General features: G+C 68.0%; 21 protein-coding genes. 13 read left to right on the forward strand and 8 right to left on the reverse strand.

Going from position 1 to position 19,951, the window contains the following annotated elements:
• Nucleotides 1-21 precede the first annotated feature (21 nt).
• Together dprA and ACM0M4_RS00245 are read left to right on the forward strand one after the other, a co-directional pair.
• A complete protein-coding gene (gene dprA, locus ACM0M4_RS00240; protein ID WP_015502109.1) occupies nucleotides 22-1,110 on the forward strand; it encodes a DNA-processing protein DprA in 1,089 nt (362 codons plus the stop codon).
• A 40-nt stretch (nucleotides 1,111-1,150) separates the two neighbouring features.
• Nucleotides 1,151-1,708: an L-threonylcarbamoyladenylate synthase gene (locus ACM0M4_RS00245; RefSeq protein ID WP_003097300.1), complete on the forward strand. Its 558-nt coding sequence runs from the start codon at nucleotides 1,151-1,153 to the stop codon at nucleotides 1,706-1,708.
• A 9-nt stretch (nucleotides 1,709-1,717) separates the two neighbouring features.
• Here the strand turns inward: ACM0M4_RS00245 and ACM0M4_RS00250 are convergent, their stop codons facing one another.
• A complete protein-coding gene (locus ACM0M4_RS00250) occupies nucleotides 1,718-2,695 on the reverse strand; it encodes an NADPH:quinone reductase (protein ID WP_003097303.1) in 978 nt (325 codons plus the stop codon).
• A 190-nt stretch (nucleotides 2,696-2,885) separates the two neighbouring features.
• Here ACM0M4_RS00250 and hemF point away from each other — a divergent pair, with 190 nt between their 5' ends.
• From hemF to ACM0M4_RS00275, 5 genes are all read left to right on the forward strand, one after another.
• Nucleotides 2,886-3,803 carry an oxygen-dependent coproporphyrinogen oxidase gene (gene hemF / locus ACM0M4_RS00255; RefSeq protein WP_034034679.1) on the forward strand — a complete coding sequence of 306 codons (918 nt, stop codon included), beginning with the start codon at nucleotides 2,886-2,888 and terminating at the stop codon, nucleotides 3,801-3,803.
• 57 nt (nucleotides 3,804-3,860) lie between these two features.
• Nucleotides 3,861-4,685 (forward strand): shikimate dehydrogenase, encoded by an 825-nt coding sequence (aroE, locus tag ACM0M4_RS00260; protein WP_016264001.1) that lies wholly within the window; start codon nucleotides 3,861-3,863, stop codon nucleotides 4,683-4,685.
• Between the two features lie 110 nt (nucleotides 4,686-4,795).
• On the forward strand, nucleotides 4,796-5,782 hold the full coding sequence (locus ACM0M4_RS00265) for a phospholipase C (protein WP_003111200.1): 987 nt from the start codon (nucleotides 4,796-4,798) through the stop codon (nucleotides 5,780-5,782).
• On the forward strand, nucleotides 5,763-7,049 hold the full coding sequence (locus ACM0M4_RS00270; protein ID WP_023131046.1) for a peptidylprolyl isomerase: 1,287 nt from the start codon (nucleotides 5,763-5,765) through the stop codon (nucleotides 7,047-7,049). Before ACM0M4_RS00265 ends, ACM0M4_RS00270 begins: the two co-directional genes overlap by 20 nt.
• Entirely contained in the window at nucleotides 7,046-7,648 is a 603-nt protein-coding gene (locus ACM0M4_RS00275; protein WP_031675040.1) for a hypothetical protein, read from the forward strand. The genes ACM0M4_RS00270 and ACM0M4_RS00275 overlap by 4 nt, the downstream gene beginning before the upstream one ends.
• Before the next feature lie 3 nt (nucleotides 7,649-7,651).
• On the opposite strand, the gene ACM0M4_RS00280 is transcribed toward ACM0M4_RS00275, so the two are convergent.
• Genes ACM0M4_RS00280 through betC form a run of 3 tightly spaced genes read right to left on the reverse strand, consistent with a single transcriptional unit; the run spans nucleotide 7,652 to nucleotide 11,661 of the window.
• Nucleotides 7,652-9,205, reverse strand: a complete 1,554-nt coding sequence (locus tag ACM0M4_RS00280; protein WP_023131044.1) for a SulP family inorganic anion transporter — start codon at nucleotides 9,203-9,205, stop codon at nucleotides 7,652-7,654.
• Between the two features lie 4 nt (nucleotides 9,206-9,209).
• The gene (locus ACM0M4_RS00285) at nucleotides 9,210-10,133 is read right to left on the reverse strand and encodes a choline ABC transporter substrate-binding protein (RefSeq protein WP_023131043.1); all 924 of its coding nucleotides are present in this window, start codon (nucleotides 10,131-10,133) and stop codon (nucleotides 9,210-9,212) included.
• Between the two features lie 16 nt (nucleotides 10,134-10,149).
• A complete protein-coding gene (betC, locus tag ACM0M4_RS00290) occupies nucleotides 10,150-11,661 on the reverse strand; it encodes a choline-sulfatase (RefSeq protein WP_003120673.1) in 1,512 nt (503 codons plus the stop codon).
• Nucleotides 11,662-11,788: 127 nt separating this feature from the next.
• Here betC and ACM0M4_RS00295 point away from each other — a divergent pair, with 127 nt between their 5' ends.
• Nucleotides 11,789-12,688, forward strand: a complete 900-nt coding sequence (locus tag ACM0M4_RS00295; RefSeq protein ID WP_221345472.1) for a choline sulfate utilization transcriptional regulator — start codon at nucleotides 11,789-11,791, stop codon at nucleotides 12,686-12,688.
• A gap of 10 nt (nucleotides 12,689-12,698) precedes the next feature.
• Nucleotides 12,699-13,052, forward strand: a complete 354-nt coding sequence (locus tag ACM0M4_RS00300; protein ID WP_023131042.1) for a DOPA 4,5-dioxygenase family protein — start codon at nucleotides 12,699-12,701, stop codon at nucleotides 13,050-13,052.
• 2 nt (nucleotides 13,053-13,054) lie between these two features.
• On the opposite strand, the gene ACM0M4_RS00305 is transcribed toward ACM0M4_RS00300, so the two are convergent.
• From ACM0M4_RS00305 to trpB, 4 genes are all read right to left on the reverse strand, one after another.
• Complete coding sequence (locus tag ACM0M4_RS00305) at nucleotides 13,055-13,420, reverse strand: Hpt domain-containing protein (RefSeq protein ID WP_003097330.1); 366 nt, start codon at nucleotides 13,418-13,420, stop codon at nucleotides 13,055-13,057.
• A gap of 7 nt (nucleotides 13,421-13,427) precedes the next feature.
• Nucleotides 13,428-14,051: a response regulator transcription factor gene (locus tag ACM0M4_RS00310; RefSeq protein WP_003111192.1), complete on the reverse strand. Its 624-nt coding sequence runs from the start codon at nucleotides 14,049-14,051 to the stop codon at nucleotides 13,428-13,430.
• Nucleotides 14,052-14,236: 185 nt separating this feature from the next.
• A complete protein-coding gene (gene trpA, locus ACM0M4_RS00315; protein WP_025324594.1) occupies nucleotides 14,237-15,043 on the reverse strand; it encodes a tryptophan synthase subunit alpha in 807 nt (268 codons plus the stop codon).
• Complete coding sequence (gene trpB, locus ACM0M4_RS00320) at nucleotides 15,040-16,248, reverse strand: tryptophan synthase subunit beta (protein WP_003097340.1); 1,209 nt, start codon at nucleotides 16,246-16,248, stop codon at nucleotides 15,040-15,042. The genes trpA and trpB overlap by 4 nt, the downstream gene beginning before the upstream one ends.
• Nucleotides 16,249-16,351: 103 nt before the next feature.
• On the opposite strand from trpB, the gene trpI reads away from it, so the two are divergent.
• The 4 genes from trpI (at nucleotide 16,352) to tpsB2 (ending at nucleotide 19,951) form a co-directional block, all read left to right on the forward strand.
• Nucleotides 16,352-17,239, forward strand: coding sequence for a trpBA operon transcriptional activator TrpI (trpI, locus tag ACM0M4_RS00325; RefSeq protein WP_003122282.1), 888 nt, complete (start codon nucleotides 16,352-16,354; stop codon nucleotides 17,237-17,239).
• Between the two features lie 100 nt (nucleotides 17,240-17,339).
• A complete protein-coding gene (locus ACM0M4_RS00330) occupies nucleotides 17,340-17,555 on the forward strand; it encodes a dodecin (RefSeq protein ID WP_003097345.1) in 216 nt (71 codons plus the stop codon).
• Between the two features lie 183 nt (nucleotides 17,556-17,738).
• The gene (locus ACM0M4_RS00335) at nucleotides 17,739-17,966 is read left to right on the forward strand and encodes a DUF1161 domain-containing protein (RefSeq protein WP_003097347.1); all 228 of its coding nucleotides are present in this window, start codon (nucleotides 17,739-17,741) and stop codon (nucleotides 17,964-17,966) included.
• A 296-nt stretch (nucleotides 17,967-18,262) separates the two neighbouring features.
• Entirely contained in the window at nucleotides 18,263-19,951 is a 1,689-nt protein-coding gene (gene tpsB2, locus ACM0M4_RS00340) for a two-partner secretion system transporter TpsB2 (protein ID WP_023095012.1), read from the forward strand.

The following is a 19,951-nucleotide window of genomic DNA, read 5'->3' on the forward strand; positions in this document are numbered from 1 at the left end:
GCCTGCTATGGATGAGTCGCGATGAAGAACCATTCTCCAGCCGAACTGGAAGCACGGCTGCGTCTGCATGGCCTGCCCGAACTGGGACCCATGCGCTTCCTGCGCTTGATCGAGGCCTTCGGTTCGGCCTCTTCCGCGCTTGCCGCGCCAGCCGGCGCCTGGCGCACCCTGGGAGTGCCTGCCGAGGCCGCTGCCGCGCGGCGCAGCCCGGCGGTGCGGGAAGCGGCGGGTGAAGCCCTGCGCTGGCTGGAAGGTCCGCGCAGGCACCTGCTGATGTGGGATGACCCGGGATACCCGGCACTGCTCGCCGAAGTCGCCGATGCCCCGCCGCTGCTGTACGTCGAAGGCGCTCCGGAGACTCTGGAACGGCCGCAACTGGCGATGGTCGGCAGCCGCCGCGCCAGCCCCGCCGGGCTGGGCACCGCCCGGAGCTTTGCGCGCAGCCTGGCGCAGGGCGGCTTCGCCATCACCAGCGGGCTGGCCCTGGGAATCGATGGCGCCGCCCACGAGGGCGCGCTGGAGGTTGGCGGCGCGACCGTGGCAGTCCTCGGCACCGGCCTGCGCAGGCTCTATCCGCGCCGCCACGAGGCGCTGGCGCGGCGCATCGTCGAGGGTGGCGGCGCGCTGGTTTCGGAACTGCCGCTGGACAGCCCGCCGCTGCCGGCAAACTTTCCCCGGCGCAACCGCATCATCAGCGGACTCTCGCTGGGTGTGCTGGTGGTCGAGGCAAGTCCCGCCAGCGGCTCGCTGATCACCGCGCGGCTGGCGGCGGAACAGGGTCGCGAGGTGTACGCCATCCCGGGCTCCATCCACCATCCCGGCGCACGTGGCTGCCACCAGCTGATTCGCGATGGCGCGCTGCTGGTGGAAAGCGTCGGGCACGTGCTCGAAGCACTGCGCGGCTGGGCGCAGGCGGAGCCAGCGGAAGCGCCGGTGCAGCCCCTGCCCCACCCTTTGCTGGCGCTGCTGCGCGCCGCGCCCTACACCAGCGAAGGCCTGGCCGCCGCCAGCGGCATGACGCTGCCCGACGTGCTGGCGACGCTCAGCGAACTGGAACTCGACGGCCGGGTCGCCTGCGAGGCCGGCACCTGGGTGCATCGCTCCGGCTGAAACCGTACACTTCGCGCACCCTGTCCGCTGGAGTGAGTCGATGATCAGCAGCTTTCGTGCGCAATGCGCCGCCCGGGTCGTCCGCGAGGGCGGCGTGATCGCCTATCCCACCGAGGCGGTATGGGGGCTCGGCTGCGACCCGTGGAACGAGGATGCGGTGTATCGCCTGCTGGCGCTGAAGGCGCGGCCGGTGGAAAAGGGGCTGATCGTGGTGGCGGCGAACATCCACCAGCTCGACTTCCTTCTCGAAGACCTGCCGGACGTCTGGCTGGACCGCCTGGCCGGTACCTGGCCGGGGCCGAACACCTGGCTGGTGCCGCACCAGGAGCGCCTGCCGGAGTGGGTCACCGGCGTCCACGACAGCGTCGCCGTGCGGGTCACCGACCATCCCCTGGTACAGGAACTGTGCCATCTCACCGGTCCGCTGATCTCCACCTCGGCCAATCCGGCCGGGCGCCCGGCGGCGCGCACGCGGCTGCGGGTGGAGCAATACTTCCACGACGAGCTGGACGCTATCCTCGGCGGCGCCCTTGGCGGGCGCCGCAACCCCAGCCTGATCCGCGACCTGGTGACCGGACAGGTCATCCGCCCGGCCTGAGTACGCGCTTCAGGGCAACAGTACGGTCGAGCCCGTGGTTCGCCGTGCGGCCAGTTCGGTATGCGCCCTGGCTGCTTCGGCCAGGGCGAAGCGCTGGTTGATCTCGATGCGGATGTCGCCGCGCTCGATCAGGCCGAACAGCTCGTCGGCCATCGCCTGGAGTTTTTCCGGGGTATCGGCGTAGCTGCCCAGGGTCGGCCGGGTCACGTACAGCGAACCCTTCTGCGAGAGGATGCCGAGGTTGACCCCGGTCACCGGCCCCGAGGCGTTGCCGAAGCTGACCAGCAAGCCGCGCGGCGCCACGCAGTCCAGCGAGGTTTCCCAGGTATCCTTGCCCACCGAGTCGTAGACCACCGGGCACTTCTTCCCGTCGGTCAGTTCGAGCACCCGCCGCGCCACGTTCTCGTGGCTGTAGTCGATGGTCTCCCAGGCACCGTGCTGCCTGGCCAGGCGCGCCTTTTCCGGCGAGCTGACGGTGCCGATCAGTTGCACTCCAAGGGCCTTGGCCCATTGGCAGGCGAACAGGCCCACGCCGCCCGCGGCGGCATGGAAGAGAATGGTTTCGCCGCCCCGCAGTTCGTAGGTCTGGCGCAGCAGGTATTGGGTGGTGAGCCCCTTGAGCATCACCGCGGCGGCCTGTTCGAAGTCGATGCCGTCGGGCAGGTGGACCAGCTTCTCCTCCGCCAGCACATGCAGTTCGCTGTAGGCGCCCAGCGGGCCGGTGGCGTAGGCGACGCGGTCGCCGACCTTGAAACGGGTCACTTCGCTGCCCACCGCCTCGACCTCGCCGGCCCCTTCGCTACCCAGCCCCGAAGGGAAGCCGGGGGCTGGATAGAGGCCGCTACGGTAGTAGGTGTCGATGAAGTTCAGGCCGATGGCGCGATTACGCACGCGGACTTCCCGGGGGCCCGGCTCGGCGGGTTGGTAGTCGCGGTATTCGAGGACTTCGGGGCCGCCGTAGGCAGCGAACTGGATGCGCTTGGCCATGCTGGAACTCCTGCTTCGTCAGGGTTTCGGACGGTCGCGCCGGGTGGGCGACCCTGGGTAAAGGCCTTCATCCAAGCCTTCCCCTTGACGGCCGTCAAGCGCCGGCTACCCATCCAGGGTGGTATGCTTGCGCCCTCGTTTCGTCGCCAGCCCGCGCCCCGCGCGGCCTCCCCGCTCCAAGGTGAACTCCGTGACCGACCGTATCGCCGCTGTCAAAACCTACCTGCTCGACCTGCAAGACCGCATCTGCGCCGCCCTCGAGGCGGAGGACGGCAAGGCCCGCTTCGCCGAGGACGCCTGGGAGCGTCCGGCCGGTGGCGGCGGACGGACGCGGGTAATCGGCGACGGCGCATTGATCGAGAAGGGCGGGGTGAATTTTTCCCATGTCTTCGGCGATAGCCTGCCGCCCTCGGCCAGCGCCCATCGGCCGGAACTGGCCGGGCGCGGTTTCCAGGCGCTCGGCGTGTCGCTGGTGATCCATCCGGAAAACCCCCACGTGCCGACTTCCCATGCCAACGTGCGTTTCTTCTGCGCCGAGAAGGAAGGCGAGGAGCCGGTCTGGTGGTTCGGCGGCGGCTTCGACCTGACCCCCTACTACGCCCACGAGGAAGACTGCGTGCATTGGCACCGGGTCGCTCGCGACGCCTGCGCGCCGTTCGGCGCGGACGTCTACCCGCGCTACAAGGCATGGTGCGACCGCTACTTCCATCTCAAGCACCGCAACGAGCCGCGCGGCATCGGCGGCCTGTTCTTCGACGACCTCAACCAGTGGGACTTCGACACCTGCTTCGCCTTCATCCGCGCTATCGGCGACGCCTATATCGACGCCTACCTGCCGATCGTCCAGCGCCGCAAGCACACGCCGTTCGATGAACGGCAGCGAGAGTTCCAGGCCTATCGTCGCGGTCGCTACGTGGAGTTCAACCTGGTCTTCGATCGTGGCACCCTGTTCGGCCTGCAGTCCGGCGGCCGTACCGAATCGATCCTGATGTCGTTGCCGCCGCAGGTGCGCTGGGGCTATGACTGGAAACCCGAGCCGGGCAGCGAGGAAGCGCGCCTGACCGAGTATTTCCTCGCCGACCGCGATTGGCTCGCCGGCCAGCCCTGACCCGCCCGCAGGGGACGAGTCCGCTCGTCCCGTCCCACTCCGGCAAAGGAACGACCCATGGACCGCTATTGCGTATTCGGCAACCCCATCGGCCACAGCAAGTCGCCGCTGATCCACCGCCTGTTCGCCGAGCAGACCGGCGAGGCGCTGGTCTATGACGCGCAACTGGCGCCGCTGGACGATTTCCCCGGGTTCGCCCGGCGCTTCTTCGAGCAGGGCAAGGGCGCCAATGTCACCGTGCCGTTCAAGGAAGAGGCCTATCGTCTGGTGGACGAGTTGAGCGAGCGGGCCACCCGGGCCGGGGCGGTGAACACCCTGATCCGCCTCGCCGACGGTCGCCTGCGCGGCGACAACACCGACGGCGCCGGCCTGCTGCGGGACCTGACGGCGAACGCCGGGGTCGAGCTGCGCGGCAAGCGGGTTCTCCTGCTCGGCGCCGGCGGTGCGGTGCGTGGGGTGCTCGAACCCTTCCTCGGCGAATGCCCGGCGGAGTTGCTGATCGCCAACCGCACGGCGCGGAAGGCCGTGGACCTGGCCGAGCGGTTCGCCGACCTCGGCGCGGTGCACGGCTGCGGTTTCGCCGAGGTCGAAGGGCCTTTCGACCTGATCGTCAACGGCACCTCGGCCAGTCTTGCCGGCGACGTGCCGCCGCTGGCGCAGAGCGTGATCGAGCCCGGCCGTACCGTCTGCTACGACATGATGTATGCCAAGGAACCGACTGCCTTCAACCGCTGGGCCGCCGAACGCGGTGCGGCGCGTACCCTGGATGGCCTGGGCATGCTGGTGGAGCAGGCCGCCGAGGCATTCTTCCTCTGGCGCGGCGTGCGTCCTGCCTCGGCGCCAGTGTTGGATACGCTGCGCCGACAGTTGGCAACTGTCTGAGTTGTCAGGCGGAATTTGAGACGTACGTCTCAAGTTGGCTTCTATCTGACATGTAGGAATCACAAAACCGGGTTAAGACTTCAGGCTTCACTCACTCTCGAGCGCTACCGATGAAAACCTTCGCCCGCCTGGCCGCCGGTCTCTGCATCTGCGCCATCGCCAGCCAGGCCAACGCCTGGTCGCAACCGACCCACAAGAACATCGTCAAGGACGCCCTGGCCTTCATGAACTCCTCCTACGCCACCGAGGAGATGCGTCAGGCCTACCGGTTCTACGTGAGCGCCGCCGGCAGCGAGGCGCAGGCCGGGGAGATCCTCGGCCAGGCGGCCTTCGACGTGGACGACTTCAAGGACACCCGTCTCGGTGGCTGGTGGGTCGGCTACGAACACGCGCCGCTGTGGGGCGCGGCTTCGGGCATCGTCAACTACACCTCGTACTGGCACTTCCTCAACCTGGCCCGGGACGGCGACTCCCATGGCAACCCCCACGGCGGCTACGACTACCGCTACCACAAGGTCGACGGCGGCATCGCCGACGTCGACTGGTACGCCATGGTCTATCTCTACAACCGCGAGCTGAAGCGCGAGGACTTCGACACCACCGAGGCGCACTACCGCCAGGGCACCCGCTCGGACTGGCAGGAGCACTACGGCGACTTCCAGACCGCCGCCTTCCAGCCGATCGACAACCTCGCCACCTACTGGTTCGAGCAGTTCCGCGCCGCGCCTTCGCTGCAAACCATCGGCTATGCCCTGCACGCCACCGGCGACGTGGCCCAGCCGCACCATGTGTGGATCACCTCGGCCAACGGCCATTCCAGCTGGGAAGGCTGGGTCGACGACCACTACGCCAGCGAGAAGCTCAACGACCCGGCGGCGGTGGCCAACCTGGTGGGGCGCTACGATCCGAGCAAGAGCATCCGCGACCTGCTCACCCAGACCGGCCAGGTCGCCTACGCACGTCCCGAACCGCTCTACGACACCAGCTACGAGACGCGCCTGCGGGTGGCGAAGGAGCTGATTCCCGAGTCCATCGCCCTGACCGTCACCGTACTGACCAAGGGCGCCAACAGCTTCGATGCACCGACTGCTCTCTGATCGCGCCCGGGGCTGGCGTCGCGCACTGTGCGGGATCGTCCTCGGGCTGCTGGCGTGGAGCGCCCATGGCGTCCCCGCCAAGGCGCCGCAGGATCTGCGGATCGACGGCGAGGTGCTGCCGGGGAAAAGCGTCGACCTGCTCGAGCAGGCCCTGTCGCGGGTCAAGTTCAACACCGACCCGCAGCAGTTGCGCCGCGGCCTGGTGGAAAACCGCCTGCTGGCGCGCGCGGTGGAAGACCAGCTCACCGCGCAGAGCCGCGCCGATCTCGACGCCAGCGTGGAGATCGAGGCCGGCAACCTGCTCGAACAGGTATACGGCAGGCGCTACCGCGAGGACCTCGGGCCATACCTGCGCCAGCCCCGGGCCCTGAGCGCGGAGCGTTTGCGCGAGGTGCTGGCGCCGAGGAGCCGCGGCCTGGTGGAAAACAGCCTGCTGCTGGATGAGACGCAGCGCCGCGAGGCGGCCGGGGTCGAGCTGATCGGCTGGCAGTTTCCCGGCCAGCCGGCACAGGTCCTCGACCTGCTATCACTGTACGAAGGCGACAACGTCCAGGGCCAGGTGGAATTGCAACAGGGCAACCTCGCCTACCTGGCGCGCCAGGTCCAGACCCGCATCCGCCGCGACTACCTCTGGTACCGCCTGGCCCGGGACGGCTTCGGCCCGGCAGAGCGGCAGGGCGTGAGGACCCTGGTGCGGGACAAGCTGGTGCGCCATCGCTATCTGCACCAGATCGGCCTCTACAGTGATTTCCACCATGAGTCCGAGGCGCTGCGGGAACTCGCCGGCAAGGTCAGCGACAAGGACGCCGAGGCCTACTATCGGCGCAACCTGGAGCGTTACCGCAACGTCGCGCAGGTGCAGGCGGCGCATATTCGTCTGGCCGACCAGGCGAGCGCGGACAAGGTCTACGCCGAGTTGCGCAACGGCCTGGCCTTCGACGAGGCGGTACGCCGCTATTCCCTGGCCGACGACAGGGACCGCGACCCGCCCGGCGACCTAGGCCTGATACGGCCCCAGGACGGCCGGCTCGACCTGCTGCGCAAGACTGCGCTGATCCAGAAGGCCGATACGGTTTCCCAGCCGATGCGCATCGACGACGCGTTCGAGATCGTCCGGGTGCGTAGCCGCGAGGATCGCCAGTTGCCCCTCGACGACCGCAGCGTGCGCTTTGAGGTGAACCAGGCGGTGGCGCGCGAGCAACTGGCAGCGCAGTTCGAGACGCGCCTGCGCAACCTGCTGGCCGGCGCCAGGGTGGAAGGCCTGTGAAGCGCTGGCTCGGCGTTGCCCTCGGCTGCAGCGGGCTGGCGATCGCCCTGGCCTGCGCCGGCGTGTTGCTGGCGCCTGCCGATATGGCCGCTTCCTCGTCTTCTCCGTCGCCAGCCAGGACGCTTGCGGCACTGCCCGCGGTCGACGACCGTCCGCCGCCGCTGGCGCCGGTGCGATCGCAAGCGGCAGCACCGGCGTACGAGGCGGAGCCGCCGGTGGCGGAACTGGATCGCGAGCAGGCGATCCAGTTCATGCAGATGCTGCGCGACGAGGGCGACCCGCGCAGCCCGCCGCTCGGCGGCCTGCAACCACGCCAGGGCGCGACGGCGCAGGAGCTGGCCGATCCGAAGCAGTACCAGGCCTTCGAGGAACGACAGACCCGCGAACTGGTACAGGCCTACACCAGCGGCGTACAGCAGATCCCGGAAATCCGCGCGCGGATCGAGGCGGCCGAACAGGGTGGCGAGCGCAGCGGCGAGGAAATCGACGAGGCTCGCGCCGCCCTTGGACAGTTGGAGATGATGCGCGACAAGCTGCAGCGGGAATCGCCGCAACTGCTGCCCGGCGACAGCGCACCGACATCGCCGGCGGCGCCCTGAGCGTCAGCCTTCGTAGTGCAGGCGGCAGCCTTCGTCGGCCTGCCGGCCCAGCGCTTCGCGGACCTGCGGGCGAGCGTGGCGCAATACCAGGCGGCGTCCCTCGGCGTGCAGGCGGCGGGCTTCCTGCTGCAACAGCACTGCGCCGGCGAAGTCGATGAAGTTCACCTGGCGGGCGTCCAGCACCAGCCGTGGCCTGTCACATTGGCGCATGAGGCGTTGCAGGTAGTCGCAGGCGCCGAAGAAGATCGAGCCTTCGATGCGTAGCACTTCTTCCTCGTCGTTGCGCTGGCGCAGTACGCGTGGTGTCGAGGTGCGCCGCAGGTAGAAGAACAGCGACGCCAGCACTCCCGCGTAGATGGCGTTCTGCAGCGGCAACAGCAGCGTGGCCAGGGCGGTTAGGCCGGCCACCAGGCATTCGGCGCGGCCGCTGCGGTAGAGCGCACGGAGCGCCGGGCGGTCGATCAGGCCCCAGGCGATCAGCAGGATGCCTGCGGCCATCGCCGGCAACGGTACATGTTCGATCAGGCGCGCACCGAGCACGGCCAGCAGGGCCACCCAGAGCGCCGAAAACGCACCCGCCAGCGGGGAGCGCGCACCGGCTTCTAGATTGAGCCCGGAGCGGGTGAAGGAACCCGCCGACAGGCTCGCCGACAGCCAAGGCCCGAGCAGGTTCGACAGACCCTGGGCGCGGACCTCCTGGTTGGCATCGAACGCGTCTCCCTGGCGCGCGGCCAGGGCGCGGGCGATCGACAGGCTGGTGACCAGCCCGAGCATGCCGCAGGCCACCGCCGCAGGTAGCAGGTCGAGGATCGATCGGGAATCGAAGACCAGCGGATTCCAACCCGGCAGTGCACTCGATAAGGCCTGCACATGGGCTACCGAGGCGAAGGTCCCGGGTAGCGCCCAGACCAGCGTGGCACCGCCCAGCAAGCCAAGCAGCAGGGCCGGCCAGCGCGGTCGCAGGCGCCTGACCAGCAGGCTGAGCGCGAAGCTGAAGCCGCCCACCAGCAGCGATGGGCCATCGAACTCGGCGAACCGCGCCAGCAGCCGCCAGCCGTTTCCCGGCGCTGCGCCCTCCCCGCTCGCGGCCAGGCCGAGAAGATAGGGCAGTTGGCCGAGGACGATCAGCAGCGCCGCGCCAAGGGTGAAGCCGAGCATCACCGAATGCGAGACGAAATTGACCAGCGACCCGACGCGCAGGGCGCCGAGCAGCCACTGGAAGGCGCCGGCGAGAAAGGTCAGCAGCAGCACGGCCTGGACGTATTGCGGGCTGCCCAGCGGCGCCAGCGGGGCCACCGAACTGAACAGCAGCACCGAGATCGCCGCGGTGGGACCGCTCACCAGGTAGCGCGACGAGCCCCACAGGCAGGCGATCGCCACTGGCAGCATCGCAGCGTACAGGCCGTACTCCGCTGGCAGGCCGGCGATCAGCGCATAGGCCATCGATTGCGGTAGTGCCAGGATTGCGCCATTCAGGCCGACCCAGGCCTCGCGCCCGAGCATGCCCCGGTGCAGCCCCGGTAGCCAGGCGAGGAACGGCAGCAAGCCCGTCCACATGGCGCTATGGCTGGCCGCGTACCGCGGCCAGGGCGTCGCCGCCGTCGCGGCTGGTCACCCCTTGCAGCCAGGCCTCGAGCACCCGCGGGTTGGCCTTGAGCCAGGCGCGGGTCGCCGAGGCCGGAGTCGCCGTGCCTTCCAGCGCGTCGCTCATCAGGCGGTTCTCCATGTCCAGGTCGAAGCGCAGGTTGGCCAGCAGCCGCGCCGGGTTCGGGCACTGCGCGGCGTAGCCCTTGCGTGCCAGGGTGTAGACCTGGCCGCGGTCGCCGAAGTACTGCTCGCCGCCTTCCAGGTAGCGCAAGTCATGGCGGATGTTCATCGGGTGCGGCGTCCAGCCGAGGAACACCAGCCAGCGCCGGCGCTTCTCGGCCCGGCCGAGTTCGGCGAGCATCGCCTGCTCGCTGGACTCCACCAGCTTCCAGTCGCCGAGGCCGAACTGGTTGGCGTCGATCATCTTCTGGATCGACTGGTTGGCCGGCGCGCCGGAGCCGATCCCGTACAGCTTGCGGTTGAAGCGTTGCCCTTGCGCGGCGAGGTCTTCGAAGCGGTGTACGCCAGCGTCCCAGACGTAGCGCGGCACCGCCAGGGTGAAGCGGGTGCCATCGAGGTTGCGAGCGAGGCGTTCGACCTGGCCGCTGGCGACGAACTTGTCGTGATAGTCCTGGTGCGCGGGCATCCAGCCGCCGAGGAAGGCGTCCACCTGGCCGTCGCGCAGGCCGCCATAGATGATCGGCACCGACAGGGTATCGATCTTCACCTGGTAGCCGAGGCTTTCCAGGAGAAACGCGGCGGTGGCGTTGGTCACCGCGATATCGCTCCAGCCTGGATCGGCCAGCCTGACGCGGGCACAGGCGGGATCTTCGGCGTATAGCGAGGCGCTGCCCAGGAACAGGGTGGCGGCCAGCAGGCAGGTGGGAAGCCGGTTCATGGAAGTGCCCTCGTGCTCAGGGTTGCGGGAAGCGCGCGCGGCGCTCGAGATCGTCCAGGTCGATATGGTTGCGCATGTACTGCTGGCTGGCGTCGACCCACGGCTGGTGGTCCCAGCTGGCCAGCCGCCCTCGCGCCAGCGCGGCGGCCACCAGGCGTCGGCGGCGCTGGCTGTCGAGTACGGCGCGGGTGATCGCGGGGATGTCCCAGCGTCGCCGGGCCTCGTCGAGGAACGCCTCGAACGTTCCGCGGTGGGCCGGACTGGCGGCGAGGTTCTCGCGCTCCTGCGGGTCGTTGCGCAGGTCGTAGAGCAGGCAGGGGTCCTGCTCGGAGTAGATGAACTTGTAGTCGCCGCGGCGGATCATCATCAGCGGGCTGAGGGTGCCCTCGGCGGTGTATTCGCCGATCACCTCGTCATGCCCGCTGCCATCGCGCAGGTGCGGCAGCAGCGAGCGGCCTTCCAGCGGCAGGCGTGGATCGACCTGGCCGCCGGCCAGCTCCACCAGGGTCGGCAGCAGGTCCACGGTGGATACCGAAGCGCCGATGCGGCGCGGCGCGAAGCGCGCCGGCGCATGGACCAGCAGCGGCACGCGCGCGGCCATCTCGAACCAGTGCATCTTGTACCAGAGGCCGCGCTCGCCGAGCATGTCGCCATGGTCGCCGGAGAACACCACGATGGTGTCGTCGGCCAGCCCGCATTCCTCCAGGGTCGCCAGCAGCGCACCGATCTGCGCGTCGACGTAGCTGCAGGCGCCGAAGTAGGCACGCCGGGCGGCGCGGATGCGCTCCTCGGGCAACGGCTTGTCCCACAGGTCGATGACCTTCAGCAGGCGTTGCGAATGAGGGTCCTGCTCCTCCTGGGCGAAGCGCTGGCGCGGCAGCGGGATGTCCTCGTCGCGGTAGAGATTCCAGTAGCTCGCCGGGATGCTGTAGGGGTCGTGCGGATGGGTCATCGACACGGTCAGGCAGAATGGCTGGCCGGCGTGCTGGCGAACATGGTCGTAGAGGTACTGGCGGGCCTTGAACACCACCTCCTCGTCGAAGTCCAGCTGGTTGGTGCGCACGCAGGGACCGGCCTGCAAAACCGAGGACATGTTGTGGTACCAGCTCGGGCGCACCTCCGGCTCGTCCCAGTTCACCGCCCAGCCATAGTCCGCCGGATAGATGTCGCTGGTCAGGCGTTCCTCGTAGCCGTGCAACTGGTCGGGACCGCAGAAGTGCATCTTGCCCGACAGCGCCGTGCGATAGCCGAGGTTGCGCAGGTAGTGGGCGTAGGTGGGGGTATCGGCGGCGAAGTCGGCAGCGTTGTCCCAGGCGCCGATGCGGGTAGGCAAGCGACCGCTGACCAGGGTGAAGCGCGACGGCGCGCAGAGCGGGCTGTTGCAGTATGCCGAGTCGAACACCACGGCCCGTTCGGCGAGGCGCGAGAGGTGAGGCATGCGCAGCGCCGAGCGCGGATCGTGAAGCGGCAGCAGCGGCGCGGCCATCTGGTCGGCCATGATGAACAGGATGTTCGGAGAGGTCTTCATCGGGCGGCTTATCCCATGCGATTGGGTTATGCGATAGTGCTGCGTCGATCATCAGTGCATCGAAATCCCTGGTAAACCGCATGGGGCTGGATGCGTTGGATAAGCCGGGCTTATGTGAGAACACCTCATGCCGCCATCCCTCGACCTGCTCCGGGTATTCGAGTCCGCCGCCCGCCAACTCAGCTTCACCGCTGCCGCCGAGGAACTGGGGACCACCCAGCCTGCGGTCAGCCAGCAGATCAAACGCCTGGAGAAAGAGCTGGCGACCCCTCTGTTCCAGCGCGTTCATCGAGGCATCGTGCTCACCGACGCCGGCCAGCTTCTGCTCCGCCACGTGGCCGCCGGCCTCGAGACGATCGATGCCGGCATCGCCGCGCTGGGCGCGCGCCAGCGCCACGAGGTGCTCCAGGTGGCCACCGACTACGCCTTCGCTGCCTACTGGCTGATGCCGCGCCTTCCGCGCTTCCATCAGGCCCATCCGCACCTGGACGTGAGCCTGGTGACCAGCGAGCGCGGCCTGGCCGGCCAGCGCGGCGATATCGACGTGGCGATCCTGTTCGGCGACGGTCGTTCCAAGCACGGCGAAGCGCACCGGCTGTTTCGCGAGGAGGTGTTCCCGGTCTGTAGCCCGCGGCTGGTCGAGGGATTGCAGTTGCCGCTGGCCAAGGCGCACCTGGCGCGCCTGCCGATGCTGCATCTGAAGTCGGCGCAGCACGCCCGCTGGTTCGACTGGCCGGCGTTGTTCGAAGCGTTGGCCATCGATCGGCAGCCGATTCCGGCGGTGCTCAGCTTCGACAACTACACCTTGCTGATCCAGGCGGCCATCGCCGGCCAGGGCGTGGCCATCGGCTGGCGCCACCTGGTCGACGGCCTGCTCGAACAGGGGCTGCTTTGCCGGCCCATTGGCGAGAGCTGCCTGTCGCGATACGGGTACTATGCGGTATTGCCGGAGCGCAAGCGGCGCCAGCGGCTGGTCGACGGTTTCGTCGACTGGCTACAGGCCGAGTTGCAGGCCGGCGGCGCTTGAAGAGGTGACGATGAACGAGTATTCCACCCCCCGCATCCAGGGCTTCCATGCTCACGTCTATTTCGATGCGCAGAGCATCGAGCGAGCCCGCGCCCTTTGCGAAGAGGCGGCGCGGCGCTTTCCGCTGAAGATGGGGCGGGTCCATGAGCGGCCGGTAGGGCCGCATCCGGACTGGAGCTGCCAGCTGGCGTTCGCTCCCGAGGTGTTCGGCGAGCTGGTGCCCTGGCTGGCCATCCATCGGCAGGACCTGGTGGTGTTCATCCACCCGGTCACCGGCAACGATCTGCTCGACCATCGCGACCGAGCCATCTGGATGGGAGCCATTCGCCCGCTGGACCTGTCGATCCTGGACGAAGGCCCGTAACGCTATGACTTCGCCGTGCCTTGAGGCGCGGTCATCGTCATCCAGTCGTGCAGTTCGCATTGCAGCTCGCCCAGTGCCGTCACCAGGTCGTCGACGGCATCGGCGAGCTTGCGCACGGAGCTTTCGCCGCAGGCGATCTCCAGTTGGTGGCAGGCGCGTTCCACGGCGTGGGCGTGGATCAGCGAGGCCATGCCCGCCAGGCGGTGCGCCAGCTCGTTGAGTTCCTGGGTCTGCTCGCGCTCCTGGGCGCGCCGCAGCTTGCGGGTGTCTTCGTTGTTGCTGGTCATCAGCTGCGCGACGAGCAGGCGGCTGATCTCCGGTTGGTTGGCGCGGTCGCCCAGGGCGGCGGTCAGGTCGAACGTTCGCATGGGATCCTCAGATCAGCTCGTGGCGGCGGGCGAAATCGATCAGGCCGGCCAGGGAATGGGCGTTGAGTTTCAGCATGATGCGTGACTTGTAGGTGCTCACGGTTTTCTCGCTGAGGAACAGCTGCTGGGCGATGGCCTTGTTGGTATTGCCGTTGGCCAGGTACTGCAGCACGGTCATCTCGCGGTCGGAAAGGCTTTCCAGCATGCGGGCCTCGTTGTCGCGGCTCTGCTGGTTGATGCTGCGCAACGCCCCGGTGGGGAAGTGGATGTAGCCGGCCAGCACGGCCTTGGCGGCGAGCAGCAGCTCGGAGAGGTTTTCCCTTTTGCTGACGAAGCCCATGGCGCCGGCCTGCAGGCAGCGCGGGGCGAACTGCGCCGGATTCTGCCGGGTCAGGACCAGGACCTTGGTGTCCAGCTTCAGGGACTTCAGGCGGGCTATCACTTCGAGACCGTCGATCTTGGGGATGCCGATGTCCAGGATGGCCAGGTCGGGAGACTTCTTGCGGGCTACCTGCAGGGCTTCGGCACCGTTGTCGGCCTCGCCGACGATGGTGAAACCGTCGCGCTCGAACAGCAAGCGCACGGCCAGGCGGATAGCGGGATGATCATCGACGATCAGCACCTTACTCATGCGAACCTTCTTTGAATGCGTTGGCTATTTGGGTGAGGCGCTATTCAAGGCTTCGGCAGAGTCGGCGGACAATAAGACGTTTCTGAAAGTGACCGTGAATTTTTCCTCACGGTTCTGGCAGCGTGCAACGCAAGGCCAGGCGCAGCGGGTTGCCTGCGCCTGGCGAATGCCGCTGTCAGGGTCTGTCAGCGTGCGTTGCGCACGCCTTCGGCCAGCTCGCCGCACAGGGCGAGGACATCCTTGACCGCCTGGGCATTGTCGCGGGCCTTGGCGATCCGGTCGATCAGCGCCGAGCCGACCACCACGCCGTCGGCCAACCGCGCGACCGCGGCGGCGTGTTCGGCGCTGCGGATGCCGAAGCCGATACCGATCGGCAGGTCGGTATGCCGGCGCAGGCGCGCCACTGCTTCCTCGACGTGCTCCAGGGTCGCCGCGTTGGCGCCGGTGACGCCGGCCACCGACACGTAGTAGACGAACCCGGAACTGCCTTCGAGCACCGTCGGCAGGCGCTGGTCGCCGGTGGTCGGGGTGGTCAGGCGGATGAAGTCGAGGCCGGCGGCCTGGGCCGGGTGGCAGAGGTCTTCGTTGTGCTCCGGCGGCAGGTCGACCACGATCAGGCCGTCCACCCCCACCTCCTTCGCCTCGGCAATGAAGCGTTCGACGCCGTAGTGGTGGATCGGGTTGAAGTAGCCCATCAGCACCAGGGGCGTCTCACTGTCGCCGCTGCGGAATTCGCGGACCATCTGCAACGTCCTGGCCAGGGTCTGGCTGCCTTCGAGGGCGCGGATGTTGGCCAACTGGATGGCCGGGCCGTCCGCCATCGGATCGGTGAACGGCATGCCCAGTTCGATCACGTCGGCTCCGGCCGCCGGCAGGCCTTTGAGGATTTCCAGGGAAGACGCGTAGTCCGGGTCGCCGGCGGTGACGAAGGTCACCAGGGCGGCGCGGTTTTCCTGCTTGAGCTGGGCGAAGCGGGTCTGCAGGCGGCTCATGCTTTCGACTCCTGTTGCATGTGGTGCATGACGGTCTGCATGTCCTTGTCGCCGCGACCGGACAGGTTCACCACCATGATGTGCTCCTTGGGCAGGCTGGGCGCACGCTTGAAGACCTCGGCCAGGGCATGGGAGCTTTCCAGCGCCGGGATGATGCCTTCGAGGCGGCAGCAGGTGTGGAAGGCCTCCAGGGCTTCGTCGTCGGTGATCGAGGTGTACTCGACGCGGCCGGTGTCGTGCAGCCAGGCGTGTTCCGGGCCGATGCCGGGATAGTCGAGGCCGGCGGAGATGGAGTGTGCGTCGATGATCTGGCCATCCGCGTCCTGCAGCAGGAAGGTGCGGTTGCCGTGCAGCACGCCGGGAACCCCGCCGTTCAGGCTGGCCGCGTGCTTGCCGGTGTCGATGCCGTGGCCGGCGGCTTCCACGCCGACGATCTGCACCCCGGCGTCGTCGAGGAACGGGTGGAACAGGCCCATGGCGTTGGAGCCGCCGCCGATGCAGGCGACCAGCGAATCGGGCAGGCGCCCTTCCTTCTCGGCCAGTTGCTCGCGGGTTTCCTTGCCGATCACCGCCTGGAAGTCGCGGACCATCGCCGGGTACGGATGCGGGCCGGCGACCGTGCCGATCAGGTAGAAGGTGCTGTCGACGTTGGTCACCCAATCGCGCAGCGCCTCGTTCATGGCGTCCTTCAGGGTACCGGTGCCGGCGGTCACCGGGATCACCTCGGCGCCCAGCAGCTTCATGCGGAAGACGTTGGCCTGCTGCCGGTCGATGTCGGTGGTGCCCATGTAGATCACGCACTGCAGGCCGAAGCGCGCGGCGACGGTGGCGGTGGCCACGCCGTGCATGCCGGCGCCGGTCTCGGCGATGATGCGTTTCTTGCCCATGCGCCGGGCCAGGAGGATCTGGCCGATGCAGTTGTTGATCTTGTGCGCGCCGGTATGGTTCAGCTCCTCGCGCTTGAGGTAGATCTTCGCCCCGCCGCAGTGCTCGGTCAGGCGCTCGGCGAAGTACAGCGGGCTCGGCCGACCGACGTAGTCGCGCTGGAAGTAGGCCAGTTCCTCCTGGAACGCCGGGTCGTCCTTGGCCTTCTCGTACTCGCGGGCGAGGTCGAGGATCAGCGGCATCAGGGTCTCGGCGACGTACTGGCCGCCGAAGCGGCCGAACAGGCCCTTGGCGTCGGGGCCGTTGCGATAGGAAGTCATGGAGGGCTCCAGGAAATGACGTATGGGCAGAATCTAATCCCCCCGCCGGGTAAAAGAAACCGATAAGATTGCTCAAACCTGTCAGGAAAACTCACGAATAGCCATGAGCCGCGACCTCCCTTCCCTGAATGCCCTGCGCGCTTTCGAAGCCGCTGCCCGGTTGCACAGCATCAGCCTGGCGGCCGAGGAACTGCACGTTACCCATGGCGCCGTGAGCCGGCAGGTGCGGTTGCTCGAGGACGATCTCGGGGTGGCCCTGTTCGGCAAGGATGGACGCGGCGTAAAACTCACCGATTCCGGCGTTCGCCTGCGTGACGCCTGCGGCGATGCGTTCGAGCGACTGCGTGGCGTCTGTGCCGAGCTGCGCCGGCAGACCGCCGAGGCCCCGTTCGTCCTCGGCGTACCCGGCAGCCTGCTGGCGCGCTGGTTCATCCCGCGGCTGGACCAGCTCAACCGTGCCCTCCCCGACCTGCGCCTGCAACTGTCCACCAGCGAGGGCGAGTTCGATCCGCGTCGTCCCGGCCTGGACGCCATGCTCTGGTTCGCCGAGCCGCCCTGGCCGGCGGACATGCAGGTCTTCGAACTGGCGCCCGAGCGCATGGGCCCGGTGGTCAGCCCGCGCCTGGCGCAGGAAACCGGCCTGGCCCAGGCGCCCGCCGCGCGGCTGTTGCAGGAGCCGCTGCTGCATACCGCCTCGCGACCCCAGGCCTGGCCGGCCTGGGCCGCGAGCCAGGGGCTGGCGGCGGAGGCGCTGCGCTATGGCCAGGGGTTCGAGCATCTCTACTACCTGCTGGAAGCGGCGGTGGCGGGCCTCGGCGTGGCCATCGCCCCGGAGGCGCTGGTCCGCGACGATCTCGCCGCAGGCCGCCTGGCGGCGCCCTGGGGCTTCATCGAGACCGATGCGCGCCTGGCCCTGTGGGTACCGGCGCGCCTGCACGATCCGCGTGCCGGGCGCCTGGCGCAATGGTTGCGGGAGCAGTTGGCAGGCTGAGCGCTGGCGATTTGCTGCACTTTTCCGGCTCGGCTAGTGTCCATTGAACAGAGGCGCCCGTCGGGCGCGAAGAACCAGGCATCGTCCGGGGAGAGAGTTCATGTCCAATCACCACACCTACAAGAAGATCGAACTGGTCGGCTCGTCCAAGACCAGCATCGAGGACGCCATCAACAACGCCCTCGCCGAAGCGGCGAAGAGCATCCAGCATCTGGAATGGTTCGAGGTGGTGGATACCCGCGGGCACATCGAGAACGGCGCCGTCGGCCATTACCAGGTGACCCTGAAAGTAGGGTTCCGTATCGCCAATAGCTGATGGCACCCTGGAAACCTGTCCACGATCGCCAGCGCCCTGGGAAGGCCGCCGCGTCTTTCCGCTTCGCCGGATCATGCACAGGCTATGAGGGCGGCGTGCCTCCATGGGCGGCGCGCTCGTCTCAACCTTGCCGCATTTGGCAAGCCTGACCCGTTCGGGTCTTCATCCATGCAACGAGGGAATGTGTTCATGAAGAAGTTGATGTTGGCAGTCGGCCTGTTTGCCGTGGCGGGCAGCGCATTCGCCGCCAAGCCCTGTGAGGAACTGAAAGCCGAGATCGATGCGAAGATCAAGGCCAACGGCGTTCCTGCCTACACCCTGGAAATCGTCGACAAGGGCAGCGTCACCGACAAGAAAGTAGTCGGCACCTGCGACGGCGGCACCAAGGAAATCGTCTACCAGCGCGGCTGATGCAGCGCCTGCGACGAGCAGTATCCGGGGCCGGCTTTCCCATGGGAGCCGGCCCTTTCTTTTTGCCGCGATGAGTACCCTGCCAACGATGGGTCTTGTTGCAGTTCGTCGAGAAAGCGTGCCATCTAACGGATTAATCCAAAAGTCTGTGTTAGGTTTTTCGGCACGCCCAGATGGCCTTGTGCCTTAATTCCGGATTGTCCGACTCATGGAAGACGGATTTCGGAATATTCCTGCTTACCCGCTGTAGCCGCTGGGCCAACATCGCGCCTTTCTGTATTTCAAGGAATGAAATCGTGGCTCTCCATCGCCTGGCCTTTATCTTCCTGTGCCTGCCCCTCATGGCCAGCGCCGCCCCCTTCACCTCCCCCGGTGACCGCGACCTGATCCGCGACCGCCAGCAGCGCCTGCTGGACGAACAGCGCAAGCGCCTGGAGGAACTCCAGCAACTGCCCGGCAAGGGAGCGCCCGCCGCTGCGGATGCCTCCGGCGACGACGAGCGCTGCTTCGAGATCCGCCGCATCGAGCTGGAAGGCGCCGGGCACCTCGACGAAAGCGCGCGTCGCCAACTGCTGGCGCCCTACCAGGGGCGCTGCCTGGGCGTCGGCCAGCTCAATGCGCTGCTCAAGGCCGTCACCGACCATTACCTGGATCGCGGCTACGTCACCACCCGTGCCTACCTGCCACAGCAGGACCTGGCCTCCGGGACCCTGCGCATCATCGTCGTCGAAGGCCGCCTGGAGGGCCTGGACAGCTCCGCGCTGGCCAGCCCGCGCGAACTGGCGATGAGCTTTCCGGGCAGGACCGGCGAGCTGCTCGACCTGCGCGAGCTGGAGCAACTGGTCGACCAGTTGAGCCGCCTGCCGTCGCGCCAGGCGCAACTGGAGCTGGTGCCCGGCAGCGAGGTCGGCGGCAGCCGGGTGCGTCTCAAGGGCGAGCGCGACAAGCCCTGGCGGGTCTCCGCCACGCGCAACAACGACGGCGACGTCAGTACCGGCGAGCAGCAGATGGGCCTGGGCCTGGACTGGGACAGCCCGCTGGGCCTGGCCGACCAGCTCAACCTGCGCGCCAACCGCGACGCGGTGACCGACCGCTGGCGCCATTCCGACAGCCAGAGCCTGTTCTACAGCCTGCCCTGGGGCTGGTGGACCTTCACCTACGGCTACAGCCAGAGCGACTACCGCACGCGCAACGAGGCCAGCGGCTTCCCCTTCAAGCTCGATGGCGACAGCCGCAGCCACCAGTTCCGCGCCGAACGCGTGCTGCACCGCGACGGCGTGAGCAAGACCGCCATGAGCCTGGGGCTCAGCCACCAGCGCACCAACAACTATGTCGAAGACACCCGCCTGGAAGACCAGAGCACGCGGATCACCGAGACCCAGCTCGGCTTCAACCATGGCCGGCGGATCGGCAGTGGCTTCGTCAACCTCGACCTTGGCTGGCAGCAGGGCATCGGCGCCCTTGGCGCGCAGGGTCGCGGCCACCCGCACGCGGGCGATCCGAATGCGCGCTACGACAAGTACAGCCTGACCCTCAGCTACCTGCAGCCGTTCCAGCTATGGGGCGAGCGCTTCAGCTTCGACAGCCTGGCCACCGGGCAAAGGAGCGAGGACGTGCTGTTCAGCCCGCAGCGCATCAGCCTCGGCGGCAACAGCTCGGTGCGCGGCTTCAAGGACCAGACCCTGACCGGCGACAGCGGCGGCTACTGGCGCAACCAGTTGCGCTGGCGGCGTGCGGTGGAATGGGCGCCGCTGCGGCCCTGGCTGCAGGAATACGGCGTGGCCTTCGCCTACGACGTCGGCGTGATCCGCCACGACCGCTACAACGACGGCGCCAGCGGGCGCATGAGCGGCAACGCCATCGAACTGGATGCCCGCGGCCGCTATTTCGCCGCCAGCGTCGGCTTCGCCCGCTCGCTGGAGCGGCCCAGCGCCATCGAGCGGCGCGAGCACCCGATCTATTTCCGGGTCGACGCGTTCTTCTGA

Source organism: Pseudomonas sp. 18-147 (assembly GCF_051048045.1).
GTDB classification, from domain to species: domain Bacteria; phylum Pseudomonadota; class Gammaproteobacteria; order Pseudomonadales; family Pseudomonadaceae; genus Pseudomonas; species Pseudomonas aeruginosa.